The sequence below is a fragment of the Klebsiella sp. CN_Kp075 genome (genome assembly GCF_040065055.2).
GTDB classification, from domain to species: Bacteria; Pseudomonadota; Gammaproteobacteria; order Enterobacterales; family Enterobacteriaceae; genus Klebsiella; species Klebsiella aerogenes.
Map to the genome: position 1 here is coordinate 1,237,394 of NZ_CM198050.1, position 20,916 is coordinate 1,258,309.

The window sequence follows — 20,916 nt, forward strand, 5'->3', positions numbered from 1 at the left end:
TCGACTGTTGACTAAATAAGAAAGAGAAGCAGTATAGCGTCACGCGACGTCTGCTCCAACCGTTGCAGCACATTCAGGTTTATGTCGTGTTATACTGCGCCAAATTCGTATTTTTGTGTCGCTGCGGCGACCGACCGTTTCCACCTCAGGCGAGAGACAATGTTTGATAATTTAACCGATCGTTTGTCGCGTACGCTGCGCAACATTAGCGGCCGCGGACGCCTTACCGAAGACAACATTAAAGACACCCTGCGCGAAGTGCGCATGGCGCTGCTGGAGGCCGACGTCGCGCTTCCGGTGGTGCGTGATTTCATCAGCCGCGTCAAAGAGAGCGCGGTAGGCCATGAAGTCAATAAAAGCCTGACGCCAGGTCAGGAGTTCGTCAAGATTGTCCGCAACGAGCTGGTTGCGGCGATGGGCGAAGAAAACCAGACGCTGGATTTAGCCGCGCAGCCGCCGGCCGTCGTCCTGATGGCGGGCTTGCAGGGTGCGGGTAAAACGACCAGCGTCGGTAAGCTGGGTAAATTCCTGCGCGAGAAGCACAAGAAAAAAGTGCTGGTCGTTTCCGCGGACGTATACCGCCCGGCGGCGATTAAACAGCTGGAAACGCTGGCAGAGCAGGTCGGCGTGGATTTCTTCCCGTCCGACGTGGGCCAGAAGCCGGTTGATATCGTCAACGCGGCGCTGAAAGAAGCGAAGCTTAAATTCTACGACGTGCTGCTGGTGGATACCGCCGGTCGTCTGCACGTCGATGAAGCGATGATGGACGAAATCAAACAGGTCCACGCCGCGATTAATCCGGTTGAGACGCTGTTCGTCGTTGATGCGATGACCGGTCAGGATGCGGCGAATACCGCGAAGGCCTTTAACGAAGCGCTGCCTTTGACCGGCGTGGTGCTGACCAAAGTAGACGGCGACGCCCGCGGCGGTGCGGCGCTGTCGATTCGTCATATCACCGGCAAGCCGATTAAATTCCTCGGCGTCGGCGAGAAAACCGAAGCGCTGGAGCCGTTCCACCCGGACCGTATCGCTTCTCGTATTCTCGGCATGGGCGACGTGCTGTCGCTTATCGAAGATATCGAGAGCAAAGTTGACCGCGCGCAGGCCGAGAAGCTGGCATCCAAGCTGAAGAAAGGCGACGGTTTCGACCTGACCGACTTCCTTGAGCAACTGCGCCAGATGAAAAACATGGGCGGCATGGCCAGCCTGATGGGCAAACTGCCGGGCATGGGGCAAATTCCCGATAACGTGAAAGCGCAGATGGACGACAAAGTGCTGGTGCGTATGGAAGCGATCATCAACTCGATGACGATGAAAGAGCGCGCCAAGCCGGAAATCATTAAAGGTTCGCGTAAACGCCGTATCGCCGCCGGTTGCGGAATGCAGGTGCAGGACGTGAACCGACTGCTGAAGCAGTTCGACGACATGCAGCGCATGATGAAGAAGATGAAGTCGAAAGGCGGCATGATGAAGATGATGCGTGGGATGAAAGGGATGATGCCGCCAGGATTCCCTGGCCGCTAATACGCGTCATAATTCAAGCCGCAGATGCGTTGGCTGCGTTCGTTCACCCCGGTCACGTACTTGTGTACGCTCCCGGGGATTTACTCACTTGCCGCCTTCCTGCAACTCGAATTATTTAGCGTATGTAGTTTTGAATTGATTTTTGCACAGAAATCAGTAAAATTTTCGGGCTTTTAATATGACACCGGGCTCCGTTCCTCGATGGGGCCCGGTTGTTTTATTCACACAAGAGGATGTTATGGTAACTATTCGTTTAGCACGTCACGGCGCTAAAAAGCGTCCGTTCTACCAGGTTGTTGTCACCGACAGCCGTAATGCACGCAACGGTCGCTTCATCGAGCGCGTTGGCTTCTTCAACCCGATCGCTACCGAGAAAGAAGAAGGCACCCGCCTGGATCTGGATCGTATCGCTCACTGGGTTGGCCAGGGCGCTACTGTTTCCGATCGCGTTGCCGCGCTGATCAAAGCCGCTAACAAAGCAGCTTAATCTGTCACGGTGGTCATGATGAGCAAGCAACACACCGCACAAGCACCTGTTGATCCGATTGTATTGGGGAAAATGGGTTCTTCCTACGGTATCCGTGGTTGGCTCAGAGTGTTTTCCTCCACCGAAGACGCTGAAAGCATTTTTGACTATCAGCCCTGGTTAATCCAGAAGGCGGGTCAGTGGCAGGTTGTTGAGCTGGAAAGCTGGCGCCACCACAATCAGGACATCATCATCAAGCTGAAAGGCATTGACGATCGTGATGCGGCGAATCTCCTGACTAATTGCGAAATTATCGTGGATTCATCGCAGCTGCCGGCGCTGGAAGAGGGCGACTATTACTGGAAAGACCTGATGGGCTGCCAGGTAGTTACCACCGAAGGCTATAGCCTGGGTAAAGTCATTGATATGATGGAAACCGGGTCGAATGACGTTCTCGTCATCAAGGCAAACCTGAAAGATGCATTTGGCATCAAGGAGCGGTTGGTTCCGTTCCTCGATGGGCAGGTTATCAAGAAAGTCGATCTCGCTACTCGTACTATCGAAGTAGATTGGGATCCTGGTTTTTAAATTCTCCGGATAAACGGTAAAAGACGGCGCTATGTGGATTGGCATAATTAGCCTGTTTCCTGAAATGTTCCGCGCAATTACCGATTACGGGGTAACTGGCCGGGCAGTAAAAAATGGCCTGCTGAGCATCGAAAGCTGGAGTCCTCGCGACTTCGCTCATGACCGGCACCGTACCGTGGACGATCGTCCTTACGGCGGCGGACCGGGGATGCTAATGATGGTTCAACCCTTACGGGATGCCATTCATGCAGCAAAAGCCGCGGCAGGTGAAGGCGCAAAGGTGATTTATCTGTCACCTCAGGGACGCAAGCTTGATCAAGCGGGCGTCAGCGAACTGGCAACGAATCAGAAACTGATTCTGGTGTGTGGTCGCTACGAAGGGATAGACGAGCGCGTAATCCAAACCGAAATTGACGAAGAATGGTCAATCGGCGATTACGTTCTCAGCGGTGGTGAGTTACCGGCAATGACGCTGATTGACTCCGTTTCCCGGTTCATTCCGGGAGTACTGGGACATGAAGCATCGGCAACGGAAGATTCCTTTGCTGATGGGTTGCTGGATTGCCCGCACTATACCCGTCCTGAAGTGTTAGAAGAGATGGAAGTACCGCCAGTATTGCTGTCGGGAAACCATGCTGAGATACGTCGCTGGCGTCTGAAGCAGTCGCTGGGCCGCACCTGGCTTAGAAGACCTGAACTTCTGGAAAACCTGGCTCTGACTGAAGAGCAAGCAAAGTTGCTGGCGCAGTTCAAAAGCGAACACGCGCAACAGCAGCATAAACATGATGGGCAGGCGTGAGCCCCCAATATCAGTTTACCCAGGATAAGAGATTAAATTATGAGCAACATTATTAAGCAACTTGAACAAGAACAGATGAAGCAGGACGTACCTTCCTTCCGTCCGGGTGATACCGTGGAAGTGAAAGTATGGGTTGTTGAAGGTTCCAAAAAACGTCTGCAGGCATTCGAGGGCGTGGTTATCGCTATTCGTAACCGCGGTCTGCACTCTGCATTCACTGTTCGTAAAATTTCCAACGGCGAAGGCGTTGAGCGTGTCTTCCAGACTCACTCTCCGGTAGTTGACAGCATTGCTGTTAAACGTCGTGGTGCTGTACGTAAAGCTAAACTGTACTACCTGCGTGAGCGTACCGGTAAGTCTGCTCGTATCAAAGAGCGTCTTAACTAATAAGCGCATCACGCTACATCCAAAGCGTGTTATAAAACAAGGGGTTAGCGTAATGCTAACCCCTTTTTTATTGCCGATGGCGGCAAAATGGCGACAGAGATAAAAAACCTGCCGAAGCAGGTCAAAGCCAGGGCTGATGTTGTTGCACTCGCGTCAGATGTGGCGGCGCGGGATCCACTTCAACCGGTAACGACCTCGACGTCGTGCCCGGAAACAATACTACCGAGCGCCTCACCATCACACCGGCAGATGACACCACTTCCAGCCAACGCCTGCCGTTATGGAATCCGACACTGACCTGCGTCTGCGTACACGACAGGCATTTGAAGGCTTGAGCGTAGCGGGGCCGGTCGGTGCAAATGAATATCACGACCGCAGCGCCGACGATTATCGCAGGCTGTTTGGCTGCGACTGGTCTTTTGCTGTTGCAGCGGGTGAGGTGGAAGCATGAGCAAGCGCAAGCCACGTAAAGCAGTCGCCATGACCGTCAGCGCCCCGCAAAAAATGGAGGAGTTCACCATCGGCGAGCCGGTGCCGTTAACAACGGGAAAATCGCGACTCAATGGCATAAAAAAACCGACATTCTTAGTGTCGGTCTTATGGCTGAATGCATGTATCAGTTTTGCCATGAAATGATGTCATCGAGACCTGAGATCAGGTCGGGAAAATAACTTTCATCAATATCGAGGGAACCCTCAAGCGTAATACTTTCAGCATGGTTTTCAGGCTTTAGTTCCATGCTGACGCCAACAGCCCCGGCAAAATGCGCCTGGTGAAACTTAAGTACAACCTGCTCGAATGCCGAGGTTAAGTTAATATCCTTAGATTCCCCCCCATTCTTTAAGGCCTGATGGAAATTTTGTGTATCATTCCTGAATTGCTCTAACTGACCGACAAAAAACTCTGCTGCAAACTCGGTTTTTAAGGCAGGAATTGAGAACTCAACCCATACCATAATACGGCTATAGGATGGTATCTCGGGTTCAGTCACTCTTTCATAAGGCGTTAATTTCAGATGCCTGTCACCGCTGATGATATCTATCATTATTCCCCCTTCACGGCATGTACTGAAAATGCATGATAGTCCAGTCAGCTTCCCTGACTAAAACCTCAAGACGGTATGGCTTATAAATATATGAGCCTTTATTTTGCTTGTTCTCAACAAGTTTATACATACGCGCTTCATACCGGAAAAGGCCTGGTTTTTTCAGTGGATCCGGCGTTCTCGCGCCATAGCGAATGGCCTTTTCCTGGATCTGTAAAGGCACATAGCGGCCGGGGTTTAGCATATGTTTTGCCGATGACTCACTCATTCTGAGCGTGTGAGCTGATAGGCCCATTTTCAACCGGCCACGCAAGAGACTGATTGTAGCCTCACTAAGTCTCACAGTTACGGCGGTTTTAACACCACTCTCCAGTAATGCTTTACCCGCACGAAATAGACGAAATACACCAAAAGCAATTAAAGCGAGGTCTGTTGGATCAATCAGGGGGGCTTCTAATGGCGCCTCCTCCAGCCTGACAAACATACCGTCGGCATCATAAATCTGCCATAACCCGGGAGCCTGAGCGACGGAGTAACCAATACACATCCCGCTTTCGTCATCAACGATGGGTTTTGAGTTCAGTGGTGGATTGCGGGGGCGAAATTCAAAGTATTCACCGGCTGGCAATGTTGATTGGAAGTTGTAAAAACGTCCAGGCTCGTCTGTAATTAATCCAACACTCATCGTCATGATTTTCTTTTGGTTAACCTTCAGATCATCATAATGGACGTTTTTGCTTCAATCTACTTTTCCTGACTTGTTTTAAACACCTCAGCAGCTAACGCCTCGCTGGGCTTGTTGTTCAACCCCGCCAGCACCGAAAGCGAGTTGCAGCACCGACGGCGTTTGTTAATGCAACCAGCAATCGTCCCCCATAGCAATTGGCGATAAAGTGGCGACAGAGGTTTCATAATACTGCAATTCATTGCATTAAAAATAAAATTAACTAATTGTTTTTTATGGTAATTACTGGATTTGTATTGAGTGTCAGTAGGAATGTCTTAACTAAGATTCGCTTTCGCGACATCCTGATAGAAAGGGCTGGCCAGATGGCTGGCCCTTTTTTTATCTAAATTTTAACTATTTTGATGTAAATCAATTACAATATCGCCCGGATTTCGGAGGGGCGGTGAACGGCACTATTTTCTCACAACCAGCATTTCAACGGCGGGCCGCCTGGCTGGCGCTGTTTGCGATCCTGCTGATCGTGGTGGCGCCGCTGATCTCCGTTTCGCTGCAGAAAGATCCCATGAGCGCAATGCCGGGCATGCATCATGTTATGCCGATGGGCAAGTCTCATGATGGGATGTCCGGGCATGAGATGACCATGATGCACGGCGCTGACAGCGCGTCACAGCCGGCGCATAGCATGCCGGTTGATCACGCCGAAGCCTGCGGCTATTGCGTGCTATTAGCGCACGTACCGGGGCTGCTGTTCGCGCTGGCGCTGTTCTTCGCTATGATCCTGCGGCGCATTCGCCTGCCGGTTTCTCGCCCGGTATTAAAACACTGGCACTACTTCCCCTGGCTCTACCCTGAAACCCGCGCGCCGCCGCGGCTGTCTGCTTTTTCCCTTTAATAAAAATGAATCTGCGTACTGCGCAACGACCTCTTTTGCTTTAAAAAAGGAAGAGTATGACAACCTGCACCTCGCGCGCGGCATGGTTAAACCTGCTGCGGCGCCTCCATTTCTATATTGGTCTGTTTATCGGACCATTTATCTTTGTCGCGGCCTTGACCGGCACGCTGTATGTCGCCACGCCGCAGCTGGAAAACTGGCTGTACCATGATGCCTTACAGGGCTCGCTCAACGGCGAAAGACAGTCGCTTAGCGCGCAAATTGCCGTCGCCAAAGAGGCTACGCAAAACAACCTCCGCCTGCAGGCCGTGCGCCCGGGTATTACCGCCGGCGAAACGACGCGGGTGATGTTTGCCGACCCGCGGCTGGGGGAATCAGAAAACCGGGCTATTTTTGTTGACCCGGTGACGCTACGGGTCAAAGGCGATCTGACGGTTTACGGTACCAGCGGTATTTTACCGCTGCGCCAGTGGATTGATTACGCGCATAAATCCTTGCTGTTGGGTGACAGTGGCAGGCTGTACAGCGAACTGGCGGCCTCCTGGATGTGGGTTGCGGCATTGGGCGGTATTGCGCTATGGGCGATGACCCGTCCGAAGCGGCGTATAAACAATCGGCTGCAAAATACCCGCCGTCTGCACGTGACGCTGGGCTGGATGTTGCTGGTTGGCATGTTGCTGTTTTCCGCCACCGGCTTAACCTGGTCGCAGTGGGCGGGCGGTAACGTCGATAAGATGCGCGCCGCGTTTGGCTGGCTAACGCCGCAGGTCAATACGCAACTTCATGGCGGGGAGGCGATGCCGCCCGATCCGCACGCCGGGCACCACATGGCGCATATGGCAATGGATGAGCCACAGGTGAAAGTGACTGCGGATCGGTTCGATAGCGTATTGCAGGTGGCGCAGGCCGCAGGGCTGACGGCCAGCAAGCTGGAGATCCGGCCGCCCAAAAGCGCGGGGATGGCGTGGACGGTGAATGAAATTGACCGTAGCTGGCCGACACGGGTCGATGCGGTGGCCATTGATGGCGAGACGTTACAAGTCGTGGATCGTACCCGCTTTAGCGATTTCCCGCTGATGGCTAAGCTGACCCGATGGGGCGTCGATTTTCATATGGGTTTACTGTTCGGGTTGGCGAACCAGTTGCTGTTGGTGGCGTTCGGGGTGGCTCTGTGCATCATGATCATCGTCGGCTACCGCCTGTGGTGGATCCGCCGTCCGACGCAGAGTGCGTTTAATCCAGCACAGACGTTGGTGCAAGCGTGGTTGGGGTTAAGTGTCGCCGCCCGGGCGCTTGCGCTGCTAATCGCGCTCCTGCTCGGGCTGGCGGTGCCGCTGATGGGCGTCAGCCTCGCGGCGTGCCTCGTGGTTGATTACCTGCGCTGGCGCGCGGCTTCAGCGATGAGGCTGGCTAAGTCGGTAGACTAACCTGCTTAAGGCGTGCTGATCACCACGGTAACGCGGCGGTTTTCAGCACGGCCTGCAGCGGTATCGTTGCTGGCGATGGGGTACTTTTTACCTAATCCGCGGGTGGTTAGATTACTGCGCGGGATTTTCGCGCCTTCAGCCCAGGCATCCGCCACGCTGTTGGCGCGCTTTAATGACAGCGCTTCGTTGTAGCTGTCTTCGCCGTAGTTATCGGTATGACCTTCAAGACGGCTATGGGTAATACCGGTCTCAGCTAACCGTGCGGCCATACTGTGGATTTGCTGCTGGCTTTCGGGACGCAGGCGATAGTCGTTTTTGTCAAACAGAATGCTGTCAGACAAACCTAAAGACCAATCACCAGCGGCTTCGGTAAAGCCGTAAGACTTCATTGCTGCGACCTGTTCTTTAGAGAACTTACCTGGCGCCTGGCACCCGGTGAGGAGAAATGCAGCCAGAAGAGTGGGTGCAATAAATTGCCTGAGCATAGTAATTCCTTCTTATTTTTGTGTGTGATGAAAACGCTGGTTTTTCATCCGATACATATTCTGATCGGCCAGTTCCTGCAGCTCCTCCACCGAGGTGTGCTCCCAGGTCAAAGCATAGCCAATACTCAGAGAGAGCGTTGCCGTGTGGCCATTGTGAAGGTTGAATGGCTGGAGAAACTGTTCGGACAGCGTTGCGCAAAGCGCCTGGACTTCGGTTTCTGTATGCACATCGTGCAATAAAATGGCGAATTCATCGCCGCCCAGACGCCATGCCTGGTGTTGGTCGCCAACGAATGCCATCAGGCGGCTGGCGACCTCAATAAGGACTTTATCGCCGGCGGCGTGTCCCCAGTTATCGTTAATGAGTTTGAAATTATCGCCGTCAAGAAACAGCAGCGCCGAGCTATGGCGTGCCGCGTCATCGTCCATCAGTTTACCGATGACGTTGCGAAACGCCGCGCGATTCGCCAATCCCGTTAGTGGGTCATGTAACGAGCTGCGCAGCAGTTGCGCATTTTTTGCCTGCAGCTGACGCTGCCAATCCTCCATTTCTCCGAGCAGGCTATTGAAGTCCTGGGCGAAGAGATGGAATTCCTCAATACGTTCTTCCGGTACACGGCGCGAGAAATGGCGGTTTTCGCGGATATCATGTACCACTTCGGTAATACTTTGCAGCGCGGTGACAATACCGCGGTGCAGAGAATGGGTGAGCATCAGGGCGATAACGGACGCCAGCAGAATACTACCGGTCAATACGATCAGCGAAACACCGAGAAAATGACTGATTAACCGATCGAGCGCCTTCAGACGAAGCTCACCGATTATTTTTCCCTGATGCCAGATTGGCTGGACAGTCGGTTCAGGAAACAGCCATTTACTAATATAACCACTGAATTTTTCGTTTTTAACTAAGGCGTCATTACGCCAGTCGGCGAAATGACGCTGACGGCTGTCCAGAAGCGTGGCTTCGGAAAATTGCCCCTGTCTTCCAAGCGTCGCCAGCGTATCTTCTGCGGCGGTGGCATCGCCAAAAACCAGTGCCGCTTCGAGGCTGCGGCCCATGGTTGCCGCGGTGAGCTCAAGATTTTTTTGCGCGTACTGTTTTAACGTGATGACAGAGGCGGCGCTGAGCAAAAGCCAGACCAGCGTCATCGAAATCACTACGCTTATCATGCTGATTCGGCGTAACGCGTTTTTGAAAGTGGGGCGCGGGGCCTGAGAAAAATCCTTATTCATGTGATTTCTTCCGGGCAAGCATCAGTACGTCCGGATTGACCCGTACACCGCTATGCGTCAGGACATCCAGATTAACGGAAAACCTCACCCTATCGTCATTTATGAGCAAGCAAAAAGCGCTGCCAAAAGAGCAATCGGTATTTTGTTCCGCTATGAGTAATAGGGGACGGGAGCCATATTTTTTTGTTAATGCAGACTGCTGATCCGGGGTTTCACTGCCGAAATACAAACCGTCGCAGCTGGCCTTTAGGGCTTCCTGTGAATTTCGAACTATCACCGGTTGATAAGGTAAATTTTCCGGCGCTTCCTGAGCCAAACTGCGGATATATCGGGAGGTGGAAAAAACGCATAACTTCGGCGGGCCGGATAAATTTGGCCAGCGCGTATAAGTCACAATCCCCGAAACTATGGCGCGAACGTTCTCAGATGTCTCAGCGGCAAAAGCGGGAACTCCCGCGATGAGCAAAAAGAAAAGCAAAAATAGACGGTAAAACTCTTTCATTAACGGGTCCGTCAAATCGTTATTGCACGGGAAACGCAGTTCGCAGTTGCCTGAGCGGAGAATAGCATTATTGGCAAAAAGCGTCATTAGCTGCCCCGGCCGCTTTGAGATAATCCTTACCAGGAATTTTAGTAAAGGAATGAATAAAACGCGGCGGCAAAAAAGAGTCTTCGCCATGTGTACATTTATATGAACACTTTTCTGGCAATTCGATGCCAATTATTTTGCTGTTGTAAAGTAATGTTTACGTAATATGGATTGATATCTTTACTTTATATGGTATGGTTACGTCATGCCCGCTGAGGCAACGACTATCGCAAACGAGCTATACAGGATCGCCATCATGCAAAAAGACGCGCTGAATAACGTACATATTACCGATGAACAAGTTCTGATTACCCCGGATCAACTGAAAGCCGAATTCCCGTTAACCGTGGAGCAGGAAGCGCAGATCGCGCACTCCCGTCAGACTATTTCCAACATTATTGCCGGCCGCGATCCGCGTCTGTTGGTGGTCTGTGGTCCTTGCTCAATCCACGATCCGGAAGCTGCTATCGAATATGCTCGTCGATTTAAAGCCCTTGCCGCAGAGGTCAGCGATAGCCTCTACCTGGTGATGCGCGTCTATTTTGAAAAGCCACGTACCACTGTTGGCTGGAAAGGGCTGATTAACGATCCGCACATGGATGGCTCGTTTGATGTGGAAGGCGGTCTCAAGATAGCGCGTCGCCTGCTGGTTGATTTAGTCAATATGGGCCTGCCGCTGGCGACAGAAGCGCTCGATCCAAATAGCCCACAGTACCTTGGCGATCTGTTCAGCTGGTCCGCCATCGGCGCGCGTACCACTGAATCGCAGACTCACCGTGAAATGGCATCCGGTCTGTCGATGCCGGTTGGTTTTAAAAACGGTACCGATGGCAGCCTGGCGACGGCGATCAACGCCATGCGCGCCGCCGCGATGCCGCACCGCTTCGTTGGCATCAACCAGGCCGGCCAGGTTTGCCTGCTGCAGACCCAGGGGAATCCGGATGGTCACGTCATTCTGCGCGGCGGTAAAGCGCCAAACTACGGCCCGGAAGACGTTGAGAAGTGCGAAAAAGAGATGGCGCAGGCGGGACTGAAACCGTCGCTGATGATAGATTGCAGTCATGGTAATTCCAATAAAGACTACCGTCGTCAGCCGGCGGTTGCGGAATCCGTCGTCGCGCAGATCAAAGATGGCAACCGTTCCATCATTGGCCTGATGATTGAGAGCAATATCCACGAAGGCAATCAGTCTTCTGAGCAGCCCCGTTGCGATATGAAGTACGGCGTATCCGTCACCGATGCCTGCATCAGCTGGGAAACTACCGATGCACTGCTGCGCGAGCTCGATAGCGATTTGCGCGGACATCTGGCGGCACGTCTGGGTTAAGAGGATTGTATGGTTGCTGAACTGACCGCATTGCGCGATCAAATTGATGAAGTTGATAAGGCGCTGCTTGATTTGCTGGCAAAGCGCCTGGAGCTGGTGGCGGAAGTTGGTGAGGTTAAGAGTAAATATGGCCTGCCGATTTATGTACCGGAACGCGAAGCCGCGATGCTGGCTTCCCGCCGGGAAGAGGCGGCGGCGCTCGGTGTGCCGCCGGATCTTATCGAGGATGTCCTGCGTCGGGTGATGCGCGAATCGTATTCAAGTGAAAACGACAAAGGCTTCAAAACGCTGCACCCGAACCTGCGCCCGGTGGTTATTGTTGGCGGCGGCGGGCAGATGGGGCGTCTGTTTGAGAAGATGCTGACGCTGTCAGGCTATCAGGTGCGGGTGCTGGAAAAAGAAGACTGGCCGCGGGCGACAGAGATTGTCGCCGATGCCGGGATGGTTATCGTCAGCGTTCCGATCCATACCACAGCAGAGACGATTTCGCGTCTGCCGCCGCTGCCAGCGGATTGCATTCTGGTCGATCTGGCTTCCATCAAAGCCGAGCCGCTGCAGGCGATGCTGGCAGCGCATAACGGCCCGGTATTGGGATTGCACCCGATGTTTGGTCCGGATAGCGGCAGCCTGGCGAAACAGGTGGTGGTTTACTGCGACGGGCGTCAGCCGGAAGCGTACCAGTGGTTCCTTGAACAGATTCAGGTCTGGGGCGCGCGGCTGCACCGCATCAGCGCCGTTGAGCACGATCAGAACATGGCGTTTATTCAGGCGTTGCGTCACTTTGCCACTTTCGCCTATGGCCTGCATCTGGCTGAAGAGAACGTTCGTCTTGAGCAACTATTGGCGCTCTCTTCGCCGATTTATCGACTGGAGCTGGCGATGGTGGGGCGTCTGTTTGCCCAGGATCCGCAGCTGTATGCCGACATCATTATGTCGTCAGAAAATAATCTGGCGTTAATTAAGCGCTACTACCAGCGGTTCGGCGAAGCGATTGGTCTGCTGGAGCAGGGCGATAAGCAGGCGTTTATCGACAGCTTCCGTAAAGTCGAACACTGGTTTGGCGATTACGCCCAGCGCTTCCAGAGCGAAAGCCGTACGCTGCTGCGCCAGGCGAATGATAATCGACAGTAAGTCCGCTAAACGTGTATACAATAAAGCCAGAGGGGTAACCCGCTGGCTTTTTTTATAGGGATGAAAAGATGGCTCAACCGCAACCGCTGTTTGATTACGTCGGGCACCTGCCGGAATGCCCAACCTGGAGCGATGCCGAGCAGGCACTGTACTGGGCGGATATTCTGGAGTGCGAAATTCACCGCTACGATACACGCAATAAAGAACACCAGGTCCTGCAATTTCCCGAAGAAGTGGGCTGCTTTGCTCTGCGCGAGAAGGGCGGTTTTATCGTCGCCTTACGTAGCGGTATCTGGCTTTGTGATGCCCGTGGTCTGCTGCAACGCAAAATCTGTGATAACCCAAGTAACCCGGATCTGGCGCGTTTTAACGACGGTGGCACCGACCGGGATGGCCGTTTTTACGCAGGGACCTTCTGGGGGCCGGGGGATTACAATGGCGCGCTGCTGGTACGGATTGATAACGACCTGACGCCAAAGGTGGTGCAGTGCGATATTCATGGTGCTAATGGTCTGGCGTTTAGCGACGATAAGCGCTGGATGTATACCTCCGATACGCCGAACGCGGTGATTTACCGCACGCCGCTGGATGAGCAGGGCGAGCCGGGCAAACGGGAAGTACTTCGTCGTTTCCATCCTGGAGAGGGGATCCCTGACGGTGCAGCGGTTGATGAAGAAGGCTGTTACTGGAGCGCGATGTTTGACGGCTGGCGGATTGCCCGCTTTTCGCCGAACGGAGAACAACTGGAAGAGTATCGCGTGCCGGTGCGTTGTCCCACGATGGTGTGTTTCGGCGGCGCGGACATGAAAACGCTCTATATCACTACCACCCGGGAAAATATGGACGCCGACGAAGTGGCGCAATATCCGCTTTCCGGCGCCATCTTCACCCTGCCGGTTGCGGTGGCAGGGATGAAGAAACGGCAATTTATTGAACGTTAAGCCGGGTCGACCGGCACGACGTTTTCGCTCGGGTAACAGCCCAGTACTTTCATCGAACGGGTAATTTCGGCCAGCTCTTTTAAAGCCTTACGTAAGGGAAGGGATTCCAGGTTGGCCTGAATATCCAGATAGAACATCTCTTCCCACGGGTTACCGTGGATGGGGCGCGATTCCAGCTTGCTCATGATCAGGTTGTGGTTACGCAGCACCAGTAGCGCTTCAACCAGCGCGCCAGCCTGTTGGCCGGTGGCGATTAACAACGTCGTTTTCGCCGGCACCTGATCGGATACGTTCACCGCTTTACGCGCCAGTACCAGGAAACGAGTGATGTTTTGCGTCTGGTTAGCCTGGCAGTGCTCCAGCACCTGCAGCCCGTACAGCGCGCCGCCGGCTTCGCTACCCAGCGCGGCAACGGTGGGAGATTTTGCCTGCGCGACTTTTTCCATCGCCGCTGAGGTGCTCTCGGTGTACTCGATTTTCCAGTGCGGATAGCGGCTTAAATACTGGCTGCATTGCTGGAACGGCTGCGGATGGCTATAAACGGTCTCGATCTTATCAGCGTCCGTTGAGGATGAAACGAGCACACAGTGATCGATTGGTAGCGTCAGTTCGCCGACGATCGACAGACTGGTATGCTGCAGCAGATCGTACACATCGTTGATCCCGCCGGAGCTGGTGTTTTCAATCGGCACGACGGCGTAATCGGCCTGACCGGTTTCGACCTGCTCAAAGATATCGGCGAATTTCGCGCAGCCGCTTTCGATAAATTGCTCAAAATGACGCGCGGCGTACTGGCGCGCGGCAAGATGTGAATACGAGCCTTTAGGCCCAAGGAAGGCGATACGCGCGGAGCGGGGGTTAATCTTATTAAGATGCTGCTGCAGTAGCGCCTGCTGGGTAAGAACGGAGTCTTCAATAATCAGCTGGAACAGGCGGGTAATGTAGTGGGCGTCCAGATGATGCTTTTTGCCAAGCGTCATTAAACGCTCCAGCAGGTCGCGTTCGCGGTCGATATCGCGTACTGGACGGTGCGATTCCAGCTTCGCTTTCCCGACTTCTACCGCCAGGCCGCGGCGTTCGGCCAGCAGCGCGAGCAGTTTTTCATCCAGGGCGCTTATTTTGTCGCGCAGGGCCAGTAATGGGTTTTCCTCGGTCATAATTGTGTTGCCTTTCTTGTTATCAATAAAAAAGGCCTCCCGCGTGGGAGGCCTTGTTATTCGTCTTCGCATTCTTTCTTATACGACGAACCGCCTCCCAGTCAGGGGAAGGTAAAAAAGAATGCGAAGAAGAACGGGAGTCGTTTCACGATGAATTCCTTAGGTTAGTGTGGATTACAGTACCTGTACCGTTTTCATCCTGTCAATAAAAAACGAAAAACGCGCCCGAAGGCGCGTGGCATGACACAACTTAAGTTAAGGATTACTCTTCTTCTTCCACAAAGCCTGCCTCTTTCACCGATGTGGCGGCGCGGCGGGCTTCCCCTTTGTGTTGCACTTTATTCAGCTGCCGTTCCAGCTTGTTGATCAATTCGTTAATGGCGGCGTACATGTCTTCATGACGCGCGCTGGCAACCAGATGACCGTTCGGCGTATTGATGGTTGCGTCAGCAATAAAACCCTGCGGCTCCTTAGAGAGAATGATGTGCGGGTTGATTAAATGAGTTTGCCACTTATCCAGTTTGGCGAGACGGTCTGCGACATGCTGGCGGATTGCCGGAGTAATTTCCATTTGTTTACTGGTAATGTTCATTGTCATAAATTTTACCTCTTGTCTTTCCCGTCTTGGTGAACCCAGCATACCTCGCCCAATGTCAAAATGTGTGATCTAAATCACATTTAAATGTCACTTTTTGTCAACGAATTCATTTTGTGAGACAGGACAGGAACGGATGAGATTTTACTTGTCGAAATGAAGAAAGGGGGCCATATTTGATGAGTTAACTCGGCGCTAAACCGCTTCAGCGCTGGTGTTCATTGAATAAAAAAACGGCAGCCGCGTGGCTGCCGTTTTGCTTTCTGCTATCACCCTCAGGTGTTTTTGCCGTTGGCGGCGATGATTTTGGCGACTTTGTCAGCCTGCGCGTTCATTTGCATCTGACGATAGGCGTTTTCCATCTTCGGCAGCGCATCGCGAGTGGCCTGTGTATCCGGGTAGTTACGCAGCATACCGTCAACGCGGTTCACAACGGCAACCCAGGCGCCGCGGTCGGTGTAATAATCCACCACCGATAGCTCATACTTCGCCAGACGATCTTTCAGGAACACCAGACGCTTGTAGGCGTCAGTGGCGTACTGGCTGTTCGGATAACCGCGAACCAGCTTCGAGAAATCATTGAATGCGTCGCGAGCGTGCTGCGGGTCGCGGTCGGAACGATCGACGCCGAAGAAGCCCTGCAGAGCGCTGTCATCGAGGGCCATGTTAGTCAGGCCGCGCATATAGATGACGTAGTCAATGTTTGGATGCGTAGGATTCAGACGAGCGAAACGATCGATTGCGGCCTGAGCCAGCGGCAAATCGGCATTTTTGTAATACGCATAAATCAGGTCCAGCTGTACCTGTTGGGAGTAAGGACCAAATGGATAGCGATTATCCAACGCTTCCAGTTGCGTTATTGCCTGTTTCCAGTTACCGTCCTGCAACTTTTGCTGGGCGGTCGCGTAAATTTCATTCGGCGGATTATCAGGCACCTCCTCCTTTGAGCCAGAGCAACCCACCAAAGCCAGGCTCAGTGTGGCTGCTGCCACCAGGTATTTCATGCGCGTCATGACGTTTTGACTTCCTCAAAATGTTTATGCGGGAGAATCTCTGTTCCTGCTCCCGATTAAGACCAGCTACAATAGCACACTATATTAAACGGCAAAGCCGTAAAACCCAACGTTAAACGAAGAAGCTGTATATGGCACAACGAGTACAACTCACCGCAACGGTGTCCGAAAATCAACTCGGTCAACGCTTAGATCAGGCTTTGGCCGAATTGTTCCCGGATTATTCACGTTCGCGGATAAAAGAATGGATCCTTGACCAGCGCGTGCTGGTAAACGGCAACGTCATCGACAAGCCGAAAGAAAAAGTTTTTGGCGGCGAGGCCGTCTCTATCGATGTTGAGATCGAGGAAGACGTGCGTTTTGAACCGCAGGATATTCCGCTCAATATCGTCTATGAAGATGACGACATCCTGGTCATCAACAAACCACGTGATTTGGTTGTGCACCCCGGTGCGGGCAACCCTGACGGTACTGTGCTGAATGCGCTGCTGCATTACTATCCGCCCATTGCCGATGTACCGCGCGCGGGAATTGTCCACCGTCTGGATAAAGACACCACCGGCCTGATGGTCGTGGCGAAGACTATTCCGGCGCAAACGCGTCTGGTCGAGTCGCTGCAGCTGCGCGAAATTACCCGCGAGTATGAAGCGGTGGCCATCGGCCACATGACCGCTGGCGGTACGGTTGAAGAACCGATCAGCCGTCACCCAACCAAGCGCACGCATATGGCGGTTCACCCGATGGGGAAACCGGCGGTGACCCATTACCGCATTATGGAACATTTCCGTATCCACACCCGTTTGCGCCTGCGTCTGGAAACCGGCCGTACCCACCAGATTCGCGTCCATATGGCGCATATCACCCATCCGCTGGTGGGCGATCAGGTTTACGGCGGCCGCCCGCGTCCGCCGAAAGGGGCATCGGACGAGTTCATCAGCGCGCTACGCAAATTCGATCGCCAGGCATTGCACGCGACGATGCTGCGTCTGTATCACCCAATTACCGGTATTGAGATGGAATGGCATGCGCCGATCCCGCAGGATATGGTGGATCTGATCGACGCCATGCGCGCCGATTTTGAAGCCCATAAGGACGATATTGACTGGTTATGACAAAGCTGATTGTTCCGCAGTGGCCAATGCCGAAAGGCGTGGCGGCCTGTAGTTCTACTCGTGTGGGCGGCGTGAGCCTGCCTCCGTATGACTCGTTGAACCTTGGCGCCCATTGCGGCGACGATCTCCCGCATGTCGAAGAAAACCGCCGGCGGATGTTTGCCGCTGGCGGATTACCCTCTTATCCGGTGTGGCTGGAGCAGGTGCATGGTACCACGGTACTAAAGTTGGATGGCGGGCCGTACGTGTCAAAACGCGCCGATGCGTCATACTGTAATACGCCGGGTACCGTTTGTGCGGTGATGACCGCGGACTGCCTGCCGGTGCTGTTCTGTAACCGCGACGGAACCGAGGTGGCGGCAGCGCACGCCGGATGGCGCGGCTTATGTGAAGGCGTACTGGAAGAAACGGTCGCCTGCTTTAATGATAAACCGGAAAATATCCTGGCCTGGCTTGGTCCGGCAATTGGCCCTGAGGCGTTTGAAGTCGGTGCGGAAGTGCGCGAGGCTTTCATCGCCAAAGATGCCCAGGCGGAGAGCGCCTTCCGTCCTGCCGGTGAAAAATATTTTGCTAATATCTATCAATTGGCTCGTCAGCGCCTGGCAAACGTCGGCGTGGAGCAGATTTTCGGCGGCGATCGTTGCACTCTAAGTGAAAAGGATGATTTTTTCTCTTATCGTCGCGACAAGACCACAGGTCGTATGGCAAGTTTCATTTGGCTGATATAACCTAGAGAATCAAGACGATCCAGAAGGCAAACTTATTTTTCACATAGTTCAGGTCTTTAACCTTGAATAATTGAGGGATGACCTCATTTAATCTCCAGTAGCAAATTTGACCTGTTTATGGGAGGAGTTATGCGTCTGGATCGTCTTACTAATAAATTCCAGCTTGCTCTTGCCGATGCCCAGTCGCTAGCACTCGGGCACGACAACCAATTCATCGAACCACTTCATCTAATGAGCGCCTTGCTGAATCAGGAAGGGGGATCGGTACATCCTTTATTAACCTCGGCGGGTGTTAACGCCGTGGCGTTACGCAGCCAAATCGAACAGGCGCTGAGCCGTTTACCGCAGGTAGAAGGTACCGGCGGCGACGTGCAGCCGTCTCAGGATCTGGTGCGTATTCTCAATCTTTGCGACAAGCTGGCGCAAAAGAGAAAGGATAACTTTATTTCGTCAGAACTGTTCGTTCTGGCGGCGCTTGAATCACGCGGTACGCTGACCGACCTGCTGAAATCTGCCGGAGCAACAACCGCCAATGTGACTCAGGCGATTGAACAAATGCGCGGAGGTGAAAGCGTGAACGATCAGGGTGCCGAAGACCAACGTCAGGCATTGAAAAAATTTACCGTCGATCTGACCGAACGGGCCGAACAAGGCAAGCTGGACCCGGTGATCGGCCGTGATGAAGAGATCCGTCGTACCATCCAGGTACTTCAGCGCCGTACTAAAAACAACCCGGTACTGATTGGTGAGCCCGGGGTGGGTAAAACGGCAATCGTCGAAGGACTGGCGCAGCGTATCGTCAACGGCGAAGTACCAGAAGGGCTGAAAGGCCGTCGGGTATTAGCGCTGGATATGGGCGCGCTGGTGGCCGGGGCGAAATATCGCGGCGAGTTCGAAGAACGTCTGAAAGGCGTGCTGAACGATCTGGCGAAACAGGAAGGCAACGTTATCCTGTTTATCGATGAGCTGCACACCATGGTCGGCGCGGGTAAAGCCGACGGCGCGATGGATGCCGGCAACATGCTGAAACCGGCCCTGGCACGCGGTGAACTGCACTGCGTCGGCGCCACCACCCTTGATGAATACCGCCAGTACATTGAAAAAGACGCTGCGCTGGAACGTCGTTTCCAGAAAGTGTTTGTTGCCGAGCCGACGGTAGAAGATACCATCGCGATTTTGCGCGGTCTGAAAGAACGTTATGAACTGCACCACCACGTGCAGATCACTGACCCGGCCATCGTGGCGGCGGCGACCCTGTCGCATCGCTATATTGCCGACCGTCAGTTGCCGGATAAAGCTATCGACCTTATCGATGAAGCGGCATCCAGCATCCGTATGCAGATCGACTCGAAGCCGGAAGAGCTGGACCGTCTCGATCGCCGTATCATCCAGTTGAAGCTGGAACAGCAGGCGCTGAAGAAAGAGGCCGATGAAGCGAGCCTGAAACGTCTCGATATGCTTAATGAAGAGCTGGCGGACAAAGAAAGCCAGTATTCGGTGCTGGAAGAAGAGTGGAAAGCGGAAAAAGCATCACTCTCCGGTACGCAGACTATTAAAGCCGAGCTGGAACAAGCCAAAATTGCCATCGAACAAGCACGACGTCTTGGCGACCTCGCGCGGATGTCCGAGCTGCAATACGGTAAAATTCCGGAGCTGGAAAAACAGCTGGCGGCAGCCACCCAGTCTGAAGGCAAAACGATGCGCCTGTTACGTAACAAAGTTACAGATGCCGAGATCGCCGAAGTGCTGGCGCGCTGGACCGGTATTCCGGTGGCGCGCATGATGGAAAGCGAGCGCGAAAAACTGCTGCGTATGGAGCAGGATCTGCATCACCGCGTCATTGGCCAGGATGAAGCGGTTGAAGCGGTATCCAACGCCATTCGCCGTAGCCGCGCCGGGCTGTCTGACCCGAACCGGCCTATTGGTTCGTTCCTGTTCCTCGGCCCGACCGGGGTGGGTAAAACCGAGCTTTGCAAAACGTTGGCTAACTTCATGTTCGACAGCGACGACGCGATGGTGCGTATCGATATGTCCGAATTTATGGAGAAACACTCCGTCTCGCGTCTGGTCGGTGCGCCTCCGGGATATGTGGGTTACGAAGAGGGCGGGTATCTGACCGAAGCGGTTCGTCGTCGTCCTTATTCCGTCATCCTGCTGGATGAAGTGGAAAAAGCGCATCCGGATGTATTTAACATTCTGCTGCAGGTGCTTGACGATGGTCGCCTGACCGACGGGCAGGGGAGAACGGTCGACTTCCGTAATACGGTTGTCATCATGACCTCTAACCTCGGTTCCGATCTGATTCAGGAACGTTTCGGCGAGCTGGACTACGGTCATATGAAGGATCTGGTGCTTGGCGTGGTTAGTCAGCGCTTCCGTCCGGAGTTTATCAACCGTATTGATGAAGTGGTGGTCTTCCATCCGTTGGGTGAAAAACACATTGCTTCTATTGCGCAGATCCAACTGCAGCGTTTGTATAAACGTCTGGAAGAGCGCGGCTATGAAGTGCATATGTCCGATGAGGCGCTGAAGCTGCTGAGCGAAAATGGCTACGACCCGGTATACGGTGCGCGTCCATTGAAACGTGCCATCCAGCAACAGATAGAGAACCCGTTAGCCCAGCAAATCCTGTCTGGCGAGCTGGTTCCGGGTAAAACCGTCGAGCTGGTGGTGAAAGACGACCGTATCGTGGCAGTGCAGTAAGTCACAAAACGACAAAAACGGGCCCTCTGGGCTCGTTTTTGTTTAAAAACCAGGCAAGAATTAAAGTCCAAACGATGATTTGG

General features: G+C 53.5%; 23 protein-coding genes, 1 pseudogene and 1 other annotated feature. Of the genes and pseudogenes, 15 read left to right on the forward strand and 9 right to left on the reverse strand.

What is annotated here, in order from left to right; all coding sequences use genetic code 11:
- The first annotated feature begins 159 nt into the window (after positions 1-159).
- The 7 genes and pseudogenes from ffh to ABLV78_RS05985 all read left to right on the forward strand — a co-directional run bounded on the left by ffh (position 160) and on the right by ABLV78_RS05985 (position 4,400).
- Complete coding sequence (ffh, locus tag ABLV78_RS05955) at positions 160-1,524, forward strand: signal recognition particle protein (RefSeq protein WP_020078159.1); 1,365 nt, start codon at positions 160-162, stop codon at positions 1,522-1,524.
- A 238-nt stretch (positions 1,525-1,762) separates the two neighbouring features.
- Complete coding sequence (rpsP, locus tag ABLV78_RS05960; RefSeq protein WP_015370257.1) at positions 1,763-2,011, forward strand: 30S ribosomal protein S16; 249 nt, start codon at positions 1,763-1,765, stop codon at positions 2,009-2,011.
- 18 nt (positions 2,012-2,029) lie between these two features.
- Positions 2,030-2,578: a ribosome maturation factor RimM gene (gene rimM, locus ABLV78_RS05965; RefSeq protein WP_015703198.1), complete on the forward strand. Its 549-nt coding sequence runs from the start codon at positions 2,030-2,032 to the stop codon at positions 2,576-2,578.
- A 31-nt stretch (positions 2,579-2,609) separates the two neighbouring features.
- Positions 2,610-3,377, forward strand: coding sequence for a tRNA (guanosine(37)-N1)-methyltransferase TrmD (trmD, locus tag ABLV78_RS05970; protein WP_008806092.1), 768 nt, complete (start codon positions 2,610-2,612; stop codon positions 3,375-3,377).
- A gap of 39 nt (positions 3,378-3,416) precedes the next feature.
- Positions 3,417-3,764: a 50S ribosomal protein L19 gene (rplS, locus tag ABLV78_RS05975; RefSeq protein ID WP_002914145.1), complete on the forward strand. Its 348-nt coding sequence runs from the start codon at positions 3,417-3,419 to the stop codon at positions 3,762-3,764.
- Positions 3,765-3,943: 179 nt separating this feature from the next.
- Positions 3,944-4,149, forward strand: a pseudogene (locus ABLV78_RS05980) (baseplate assembly protein); the annotation flags it as partial.
- A 62-nt stretch (positions 4,150-4,211) separates the two neighbouring features.
- Positions 4,212-4,400 (forward strand): hypothetical protein, encoded by a 189-nt coding sequence (locus ABLV78_RS05985; RefSeq protein ID WP_047044424.1) that lies wholly within the window; start codon positions 4,212-4,214, stop codon positions 4,398-4,400.
- On the opposite strand, the gene ABLV78_RS05990 is transcribed toward ABLV78_RS05985, so the two are convergent.
- Together ABLV78_RS05990 and ABLV78_RS05995 are read right to left on the reverse strand one after the other, a co-directional pair.
- The gene (locus tag ABLV78_RS05990) at positions 4,381-4,809 is read right to left on the reverse strand and encodes a WapI family immunity protein (RefSeq protein ID WP_223683760.1); all 429 of its coding nucleotides are present in this window, start codon (positions 4,807-4,809) and stop codon (positions 4,381-4,383) included. The two genes, ABLV78_RS05985 and ABLV78_RS05990, sit on opposite strands and share 20 nt — an antisense overlap.
- 10 nt (positions 4,810-4,819) lie before the next feature.
- Positions 4,820-5,500 (reverse strand): hypothetical protein, encoded by a 681-nt coding sequence (locus ABLV78_RS05995; protein ID WP_226473493.1) that lies wholly within the window; start codon positions 5,498-5,500, stop codon positions 4,820-4,822.
- A gap of 439 nt (positions 5,501-5,939) precedes the next feature.
- Here ABLV78_RS05995 and ABLV78_RS06000 point away from each other — a divergent pair, with 439 nt between their 5' ends.
- Together ABLV78_RS06000 and ABLV78_RS06005 are read left to right on the forward strand one after the other, a co-directional pair.
- On the forward strand, positions 5,940-6,389 hold the full coding sequence (locus ABLV78_RS06000) for a DUF2946 domain-containing protein (RefSeq protein ID WP_047044429.1): 450 nt from the start codon (positions 5,940-5,942) through the stop codon (positions 6,387-6,389).
- A 56-nt stretch (positions 6,390-6,445) separates the two neighbouring features.
- Positions 6,446-7,816: a PepSY-associated TM helix domain-containing protein gene (locus ABLV78_RS06005; RefSeq protein ID WP_047044432.1), complete on the forward strand. Its 1,371-nt coding sequence runs from the start codon at positions 6,446-6,448 to the stop codon at positions 7,814-7,816.
- A 5-nt stretch (positions 7,817-7,821) separates the two neighbouring features.
- Here ABLV78_RS06005 and ABLV78_RS06010 read toward each other — a convergent pair whose 3' ends face one another.
- The 3 genes from ABLV78_RS06010 to yfiR are packed head-to-tail and all read right to left on the reverse strand — an operon-like array spanning position 7,822 to position 10,039.
- Positions 7,822-8,301 (reverse strand): OmpA family protein, encoded by a 480-nt coding sequence (locus tag ABLV78_RS06010; protein ID WP_045395099.1) that lies wholly within the window; start codon positions 8,299-8,301, stop codon positions 7,822-7,824.
- A gap of 12 nt (positions 8,302-8,313) precedes the next feature.
- Positions 8,314-9,537 carry a diguanylate cyclase DgcN/YfiN gene (dgcN, locus tag ABLV78_RS06015; RefSeq protein ID WP_047044434.1) on the reverse strand — a complete coding sequence of 408 codons (1,224 nt, stop codon included), beginning with the start codon at positions 9,535-9,537 and terminating at the stop codon, positions 8,314-8,316.
- Entirely contained in the window at positions 9,530-10,039 is a 510-nt protein-coding gene (gene yfiR / locus ABLV78_RS06020) for a regulatory sequestration protein YfiR (RefSeq protein WP_026612240.1), read from the reverse strand. Before yfiR ends, dgcN begins: the two co-directional genes overlap by 8 nt.
- Positions 10,040-10,382: 343 nt before the next feature.
- On the opposite strand from yfiR, the gene aroF reads away from it, so the two are divergent.
- The 3 genes from aroF to ABLV78_RS06035 all read left to right on the forward strand — a co-directional run bounded on the left by aroF (position 10,383) and on the right by ABLV78_RS06035 (position 13,525).
- Positions 10,383-11,453, forward strand: a complete 1,071-nt coding sequence (gene aroF, locus ABLV78_RS06025) for a 3-deoxy-7-phosphoheptulonate synthase AroF (RefSeq protein ID WP_015370264.1) — start codon at positions 10,383-10,385, stop codon at positions 11,451-11,453.
- A 9-nt stretch (positions 11,454-11,462) separates the two neighbouring features.
- Positions 11,463-12,584: a bifunctional chorismate mutase/prephenate dehydrogenase gene (gene tyrA, locus ABLV78_RS06030; RefSeq protein ID WP_015703194.1), complete on the forward strand. Its 1,122-nt coding sequence runs from the start codon at positions 11,463-11,465 to the stop codon at positions 12,582-12,584.
- A 68-nt stretch (positions 12,585-12,652) separates the two neighbouring features.
- A complete protein-coding gene (locus ABLV78_RS06035; protein ID WP_020078163.1) occupies positions 12,653-13,525 on the forward strand; it encodes an SMP-30/gluconolactonase/LRE family protein in 873 nt (290 codons plus the stop codon).
- On the opposite strand, the gene pheA is transcribed toward ABLV78_RS06035, so the two are convergent.
- The 4 genes from pheA to bamD form a co-directional block, all read right to left on the reverse strand.
- Complete coding sequence (pheA, locus tag ABLV78_RS06040; protein ID WP_015370267.1) at positions 13,522-14,682, reverse strand: bifunctional chorismate mutase/prephenate dehydratase; 1,161 nt, start codon at positions 14,680-14,682, stop codon at positions 13,522-13,524. The two genes, ABLV78_RS06035 and pheA, sit on opposite strands and share 4 nt — an antisense overlap.
- A gap of 25 nt (positions 14,683-14,707) precedes the next feature.
- Positions 14,708-14,832: a sequence feature (Phe leader region), on the reverse strand.
- Positions 14,784-14,831: a pheA operon leader peptide PheL gene (gene pheL, locus ABLV78_RS06045; RefSeq protein ID WP_100279143.1), complete on the reverse strand. Its 48-nt coding sequence runs from the start codon at positions 14,829-14,831 to the stop codon at positions 14,784-14,786. (Overlaps the previous feature by 48 nt.)
- Positions 14,833-14,944: 112 nt before the next feature.
- On the reverse strand, positions 14,945-15,280 hold the full coding sequence (gene raiA, locus ABLV78_RS06050) for a ribosome-associated translation inhibitor RaiA (RefSeq protein WP_002914111.1): 336 nt from the start codon (positions 15,278-15,280) through the stop codon (positions 14,945-14,947).
- Between the two features lie 272 nt (positions 15,281-15,552).
- Positions 15,553-16,290, reverse strand: a complete 738-nt coding sequence (gene bamD / locus ABLV78_RS06055) for an outer membrane protein assembly factor BamD (RefSeq protein ID WP_015370268.1) — start codon at positions 16,288-16,290, stop codon at positions 15,553-15,555.
- 131 nt (positions 16,291-16,421) lie between these two features.
- Between bamD and rluD the strand changes: the two genes are divergently transcribed.
- The 3 genes from rluD to clpB all read left to right on the forward strand — a co-directional run bounded on the left by rluD (position 16,422) and on the right by clpB (position 20,833).
- Positions 16,422-17,402 (forward strand): 23S rRNA pseudouridine(1911/1915/1917) synthase RluD, encoded by a 981-nt coding sequence (rluD, locus tag ABLV78_RS06060; protein ID WP_047044438.1) that lies wholly within the window; start codon positions 16,422-16,424, stop codon positions 17,400-17,402.
- Entirely contained in the window at positions 17,399-18,130 is a 732-nt protein-coding gene (yfiH, locus tag ABLV78_RS06065) for a purine nucleoside phosphorylase YfiH (RefSeq protein WP_047044442.1), read from the forward strand. The genes rluD and yfiH overlap by 4 nt, the downstream gene beginning before the upstream one ends.
- Positions 18,131-18,259: 129 nt before the next feature.
- Positions 18,260-20,833: an ATP-dependent chaperone ClpB gene (gene clpB / locus ABLV78_RS06070; protein ID WP_015703191.1), complete on the forward strand. Its 2,574-nt coding sequence runs from the start codon at positions 18,260-18,262 to the stop codon at positions 20,831-20,833.
- Positions 20,834-20,916: the final 83 nt, after the last annotated feature.

Excerpts from the sequence above, each read along its gene's own strand:
- rimM (WP_015703198.1), top strand. The coding sequence starts at position 2,030 with ATGAGCAAGCAACACACCGCACAAGCACCTGTTGATCCGATTGTATTG.
- raiA (WP_002914111.1), bottom strand. The coding sequence starts at position 15,280 with ATGACAATGAACATTACCAGTAAACAAATGGAAATTACTCCGGCAATC.
- bamD (WP_015370268.1), bottom strand. The coding sequence starts at position 16,290 with ATGACGCGCATGAAATACCTGGTGGCAGCAGCCACACTGAGCCTGGCT.
- ABLV78_RS06035 (WP_020078163.1), top strand. The coding sequence starts at position 12,653 with ATGGCTCAACCGCAACCGCTGTTTGATTACGTCGGGCACCTGCCGGAA.
- ABLV78_RS05995 (WP_226473493.1), bottom strand. The coding sequence starts at position 5,500 with ATGACGATGAGTGTTGGATTAATTACAGACGAGCCTGGACGTTTTTAC.
- clpB (WP_015703191.1), top strand. The coding sequence starts at position 18,260 with ATGCGTCTGGATCGTCTTACTAATAAATTCCAGCTTGCTCTTGCCGAT.
- rluD (WP_047044438.1), top strand. The coding sequence starts at position 16,422 with ATGGCACAACGAGTACAACTCACCGCAACGGTGTCCGAAAATCAACTC.
- ABLV78_RS06010 (WP_045395099.1), bottom strand. The coding sequence starts at position 8,301 with ATGCTCAGGCAATTTATTGCACCCACTCTTCTGGCTGCATTTCTCCTC.
- yfiH (WP_047044442.1), top strand. The coding sequence starts at position 17,399 with ATGACAAAGCTGATTGTTCCGCAGTGGCCAATGCCGAAAGGCGTGGCG.
- ffh (WP_020078159.1), top strand. The coding sequence starts at position 160 with ATGTTTGATAATTTAACCGATCGTTTGTCGCGTACGCTGCGCAACATT.
- rpsP (WP_015370257.1), top strand. The coding sequence starts at position 1,763 with ATGGTAACTATTCGTTTAGCACGTCACGGCGCTAAAAAGCGTCCGTTC.
- pheA (WP_015370267.1), bottom strand. The coding sequence starts at position 14,682 with ATGACCGAGGAAAACCCATTACTGGCCCTGCGCGACAAAATAAGCGCC.
- ABLV78_RS06005 (WP_047044432.1), top strand. The coding sequence starts at position 6,446 with ATGACAACCTGCACCTCGCGCGCGGCATGGTTAAACCTGCTGCGGCGC.
- aroF (WP_015370264.1), top strand. The coding sequence starts at position 10,383 with ATGCAAAAAGACGCGCTGAATAACGTACATATTACCGATGAACAAGTT.
- ABLV78_RS05985 (WP_047044424.1), top strand. The coding sequence starts at position 4,212 with ATGAGCAAGCGCAAGCCACGTAAAGCAGTCGCCATGACCGTCAGCGCC.
- trmD (WP_008806092.1), top strand. The coding sequence starts at position 2,610 with ATGTGGATTGGCATAATTAGCCTGTTTCCTGAAATGTTCCGCGCAATT.
- rplS (WP_002914145.1), top strand. The coding sequence starts at position 3,417 with ATGAGCAACATTATTAAGCAACTTGAACAAGAACAGATGAAGCAGGAC.
- tyrA (WP_015703194.1), top strand. The coding sequence starts at position 11,463 with ATGGTTGCTGAACTGACCGCATTGCGCGATCAAATTGATGAAGTTGAT.
- dgcN (WP_047044434.1), bottom strand. The coding sequence starts at position 9,537 with ATGAATAAGGATTTTTCTCAGGCCCCGCGCCCCACTTTCAAAAACGCG.
- ABLV78_RS05990 (WP_223683760.1), bottom strand. The coding sequence starts at position 4,809 with ATGATAGATATCATCAGCGGTGACAGGCATCTGAAATTAACGCCTTAT.
- yfiR (WP_026612240.1), bottom strand. The coding sequence starts at position 10,039 with ATGAAAGAGTTTTACCGTCTATTTTTGCTTTTCTTTTTGCTCATCGCG.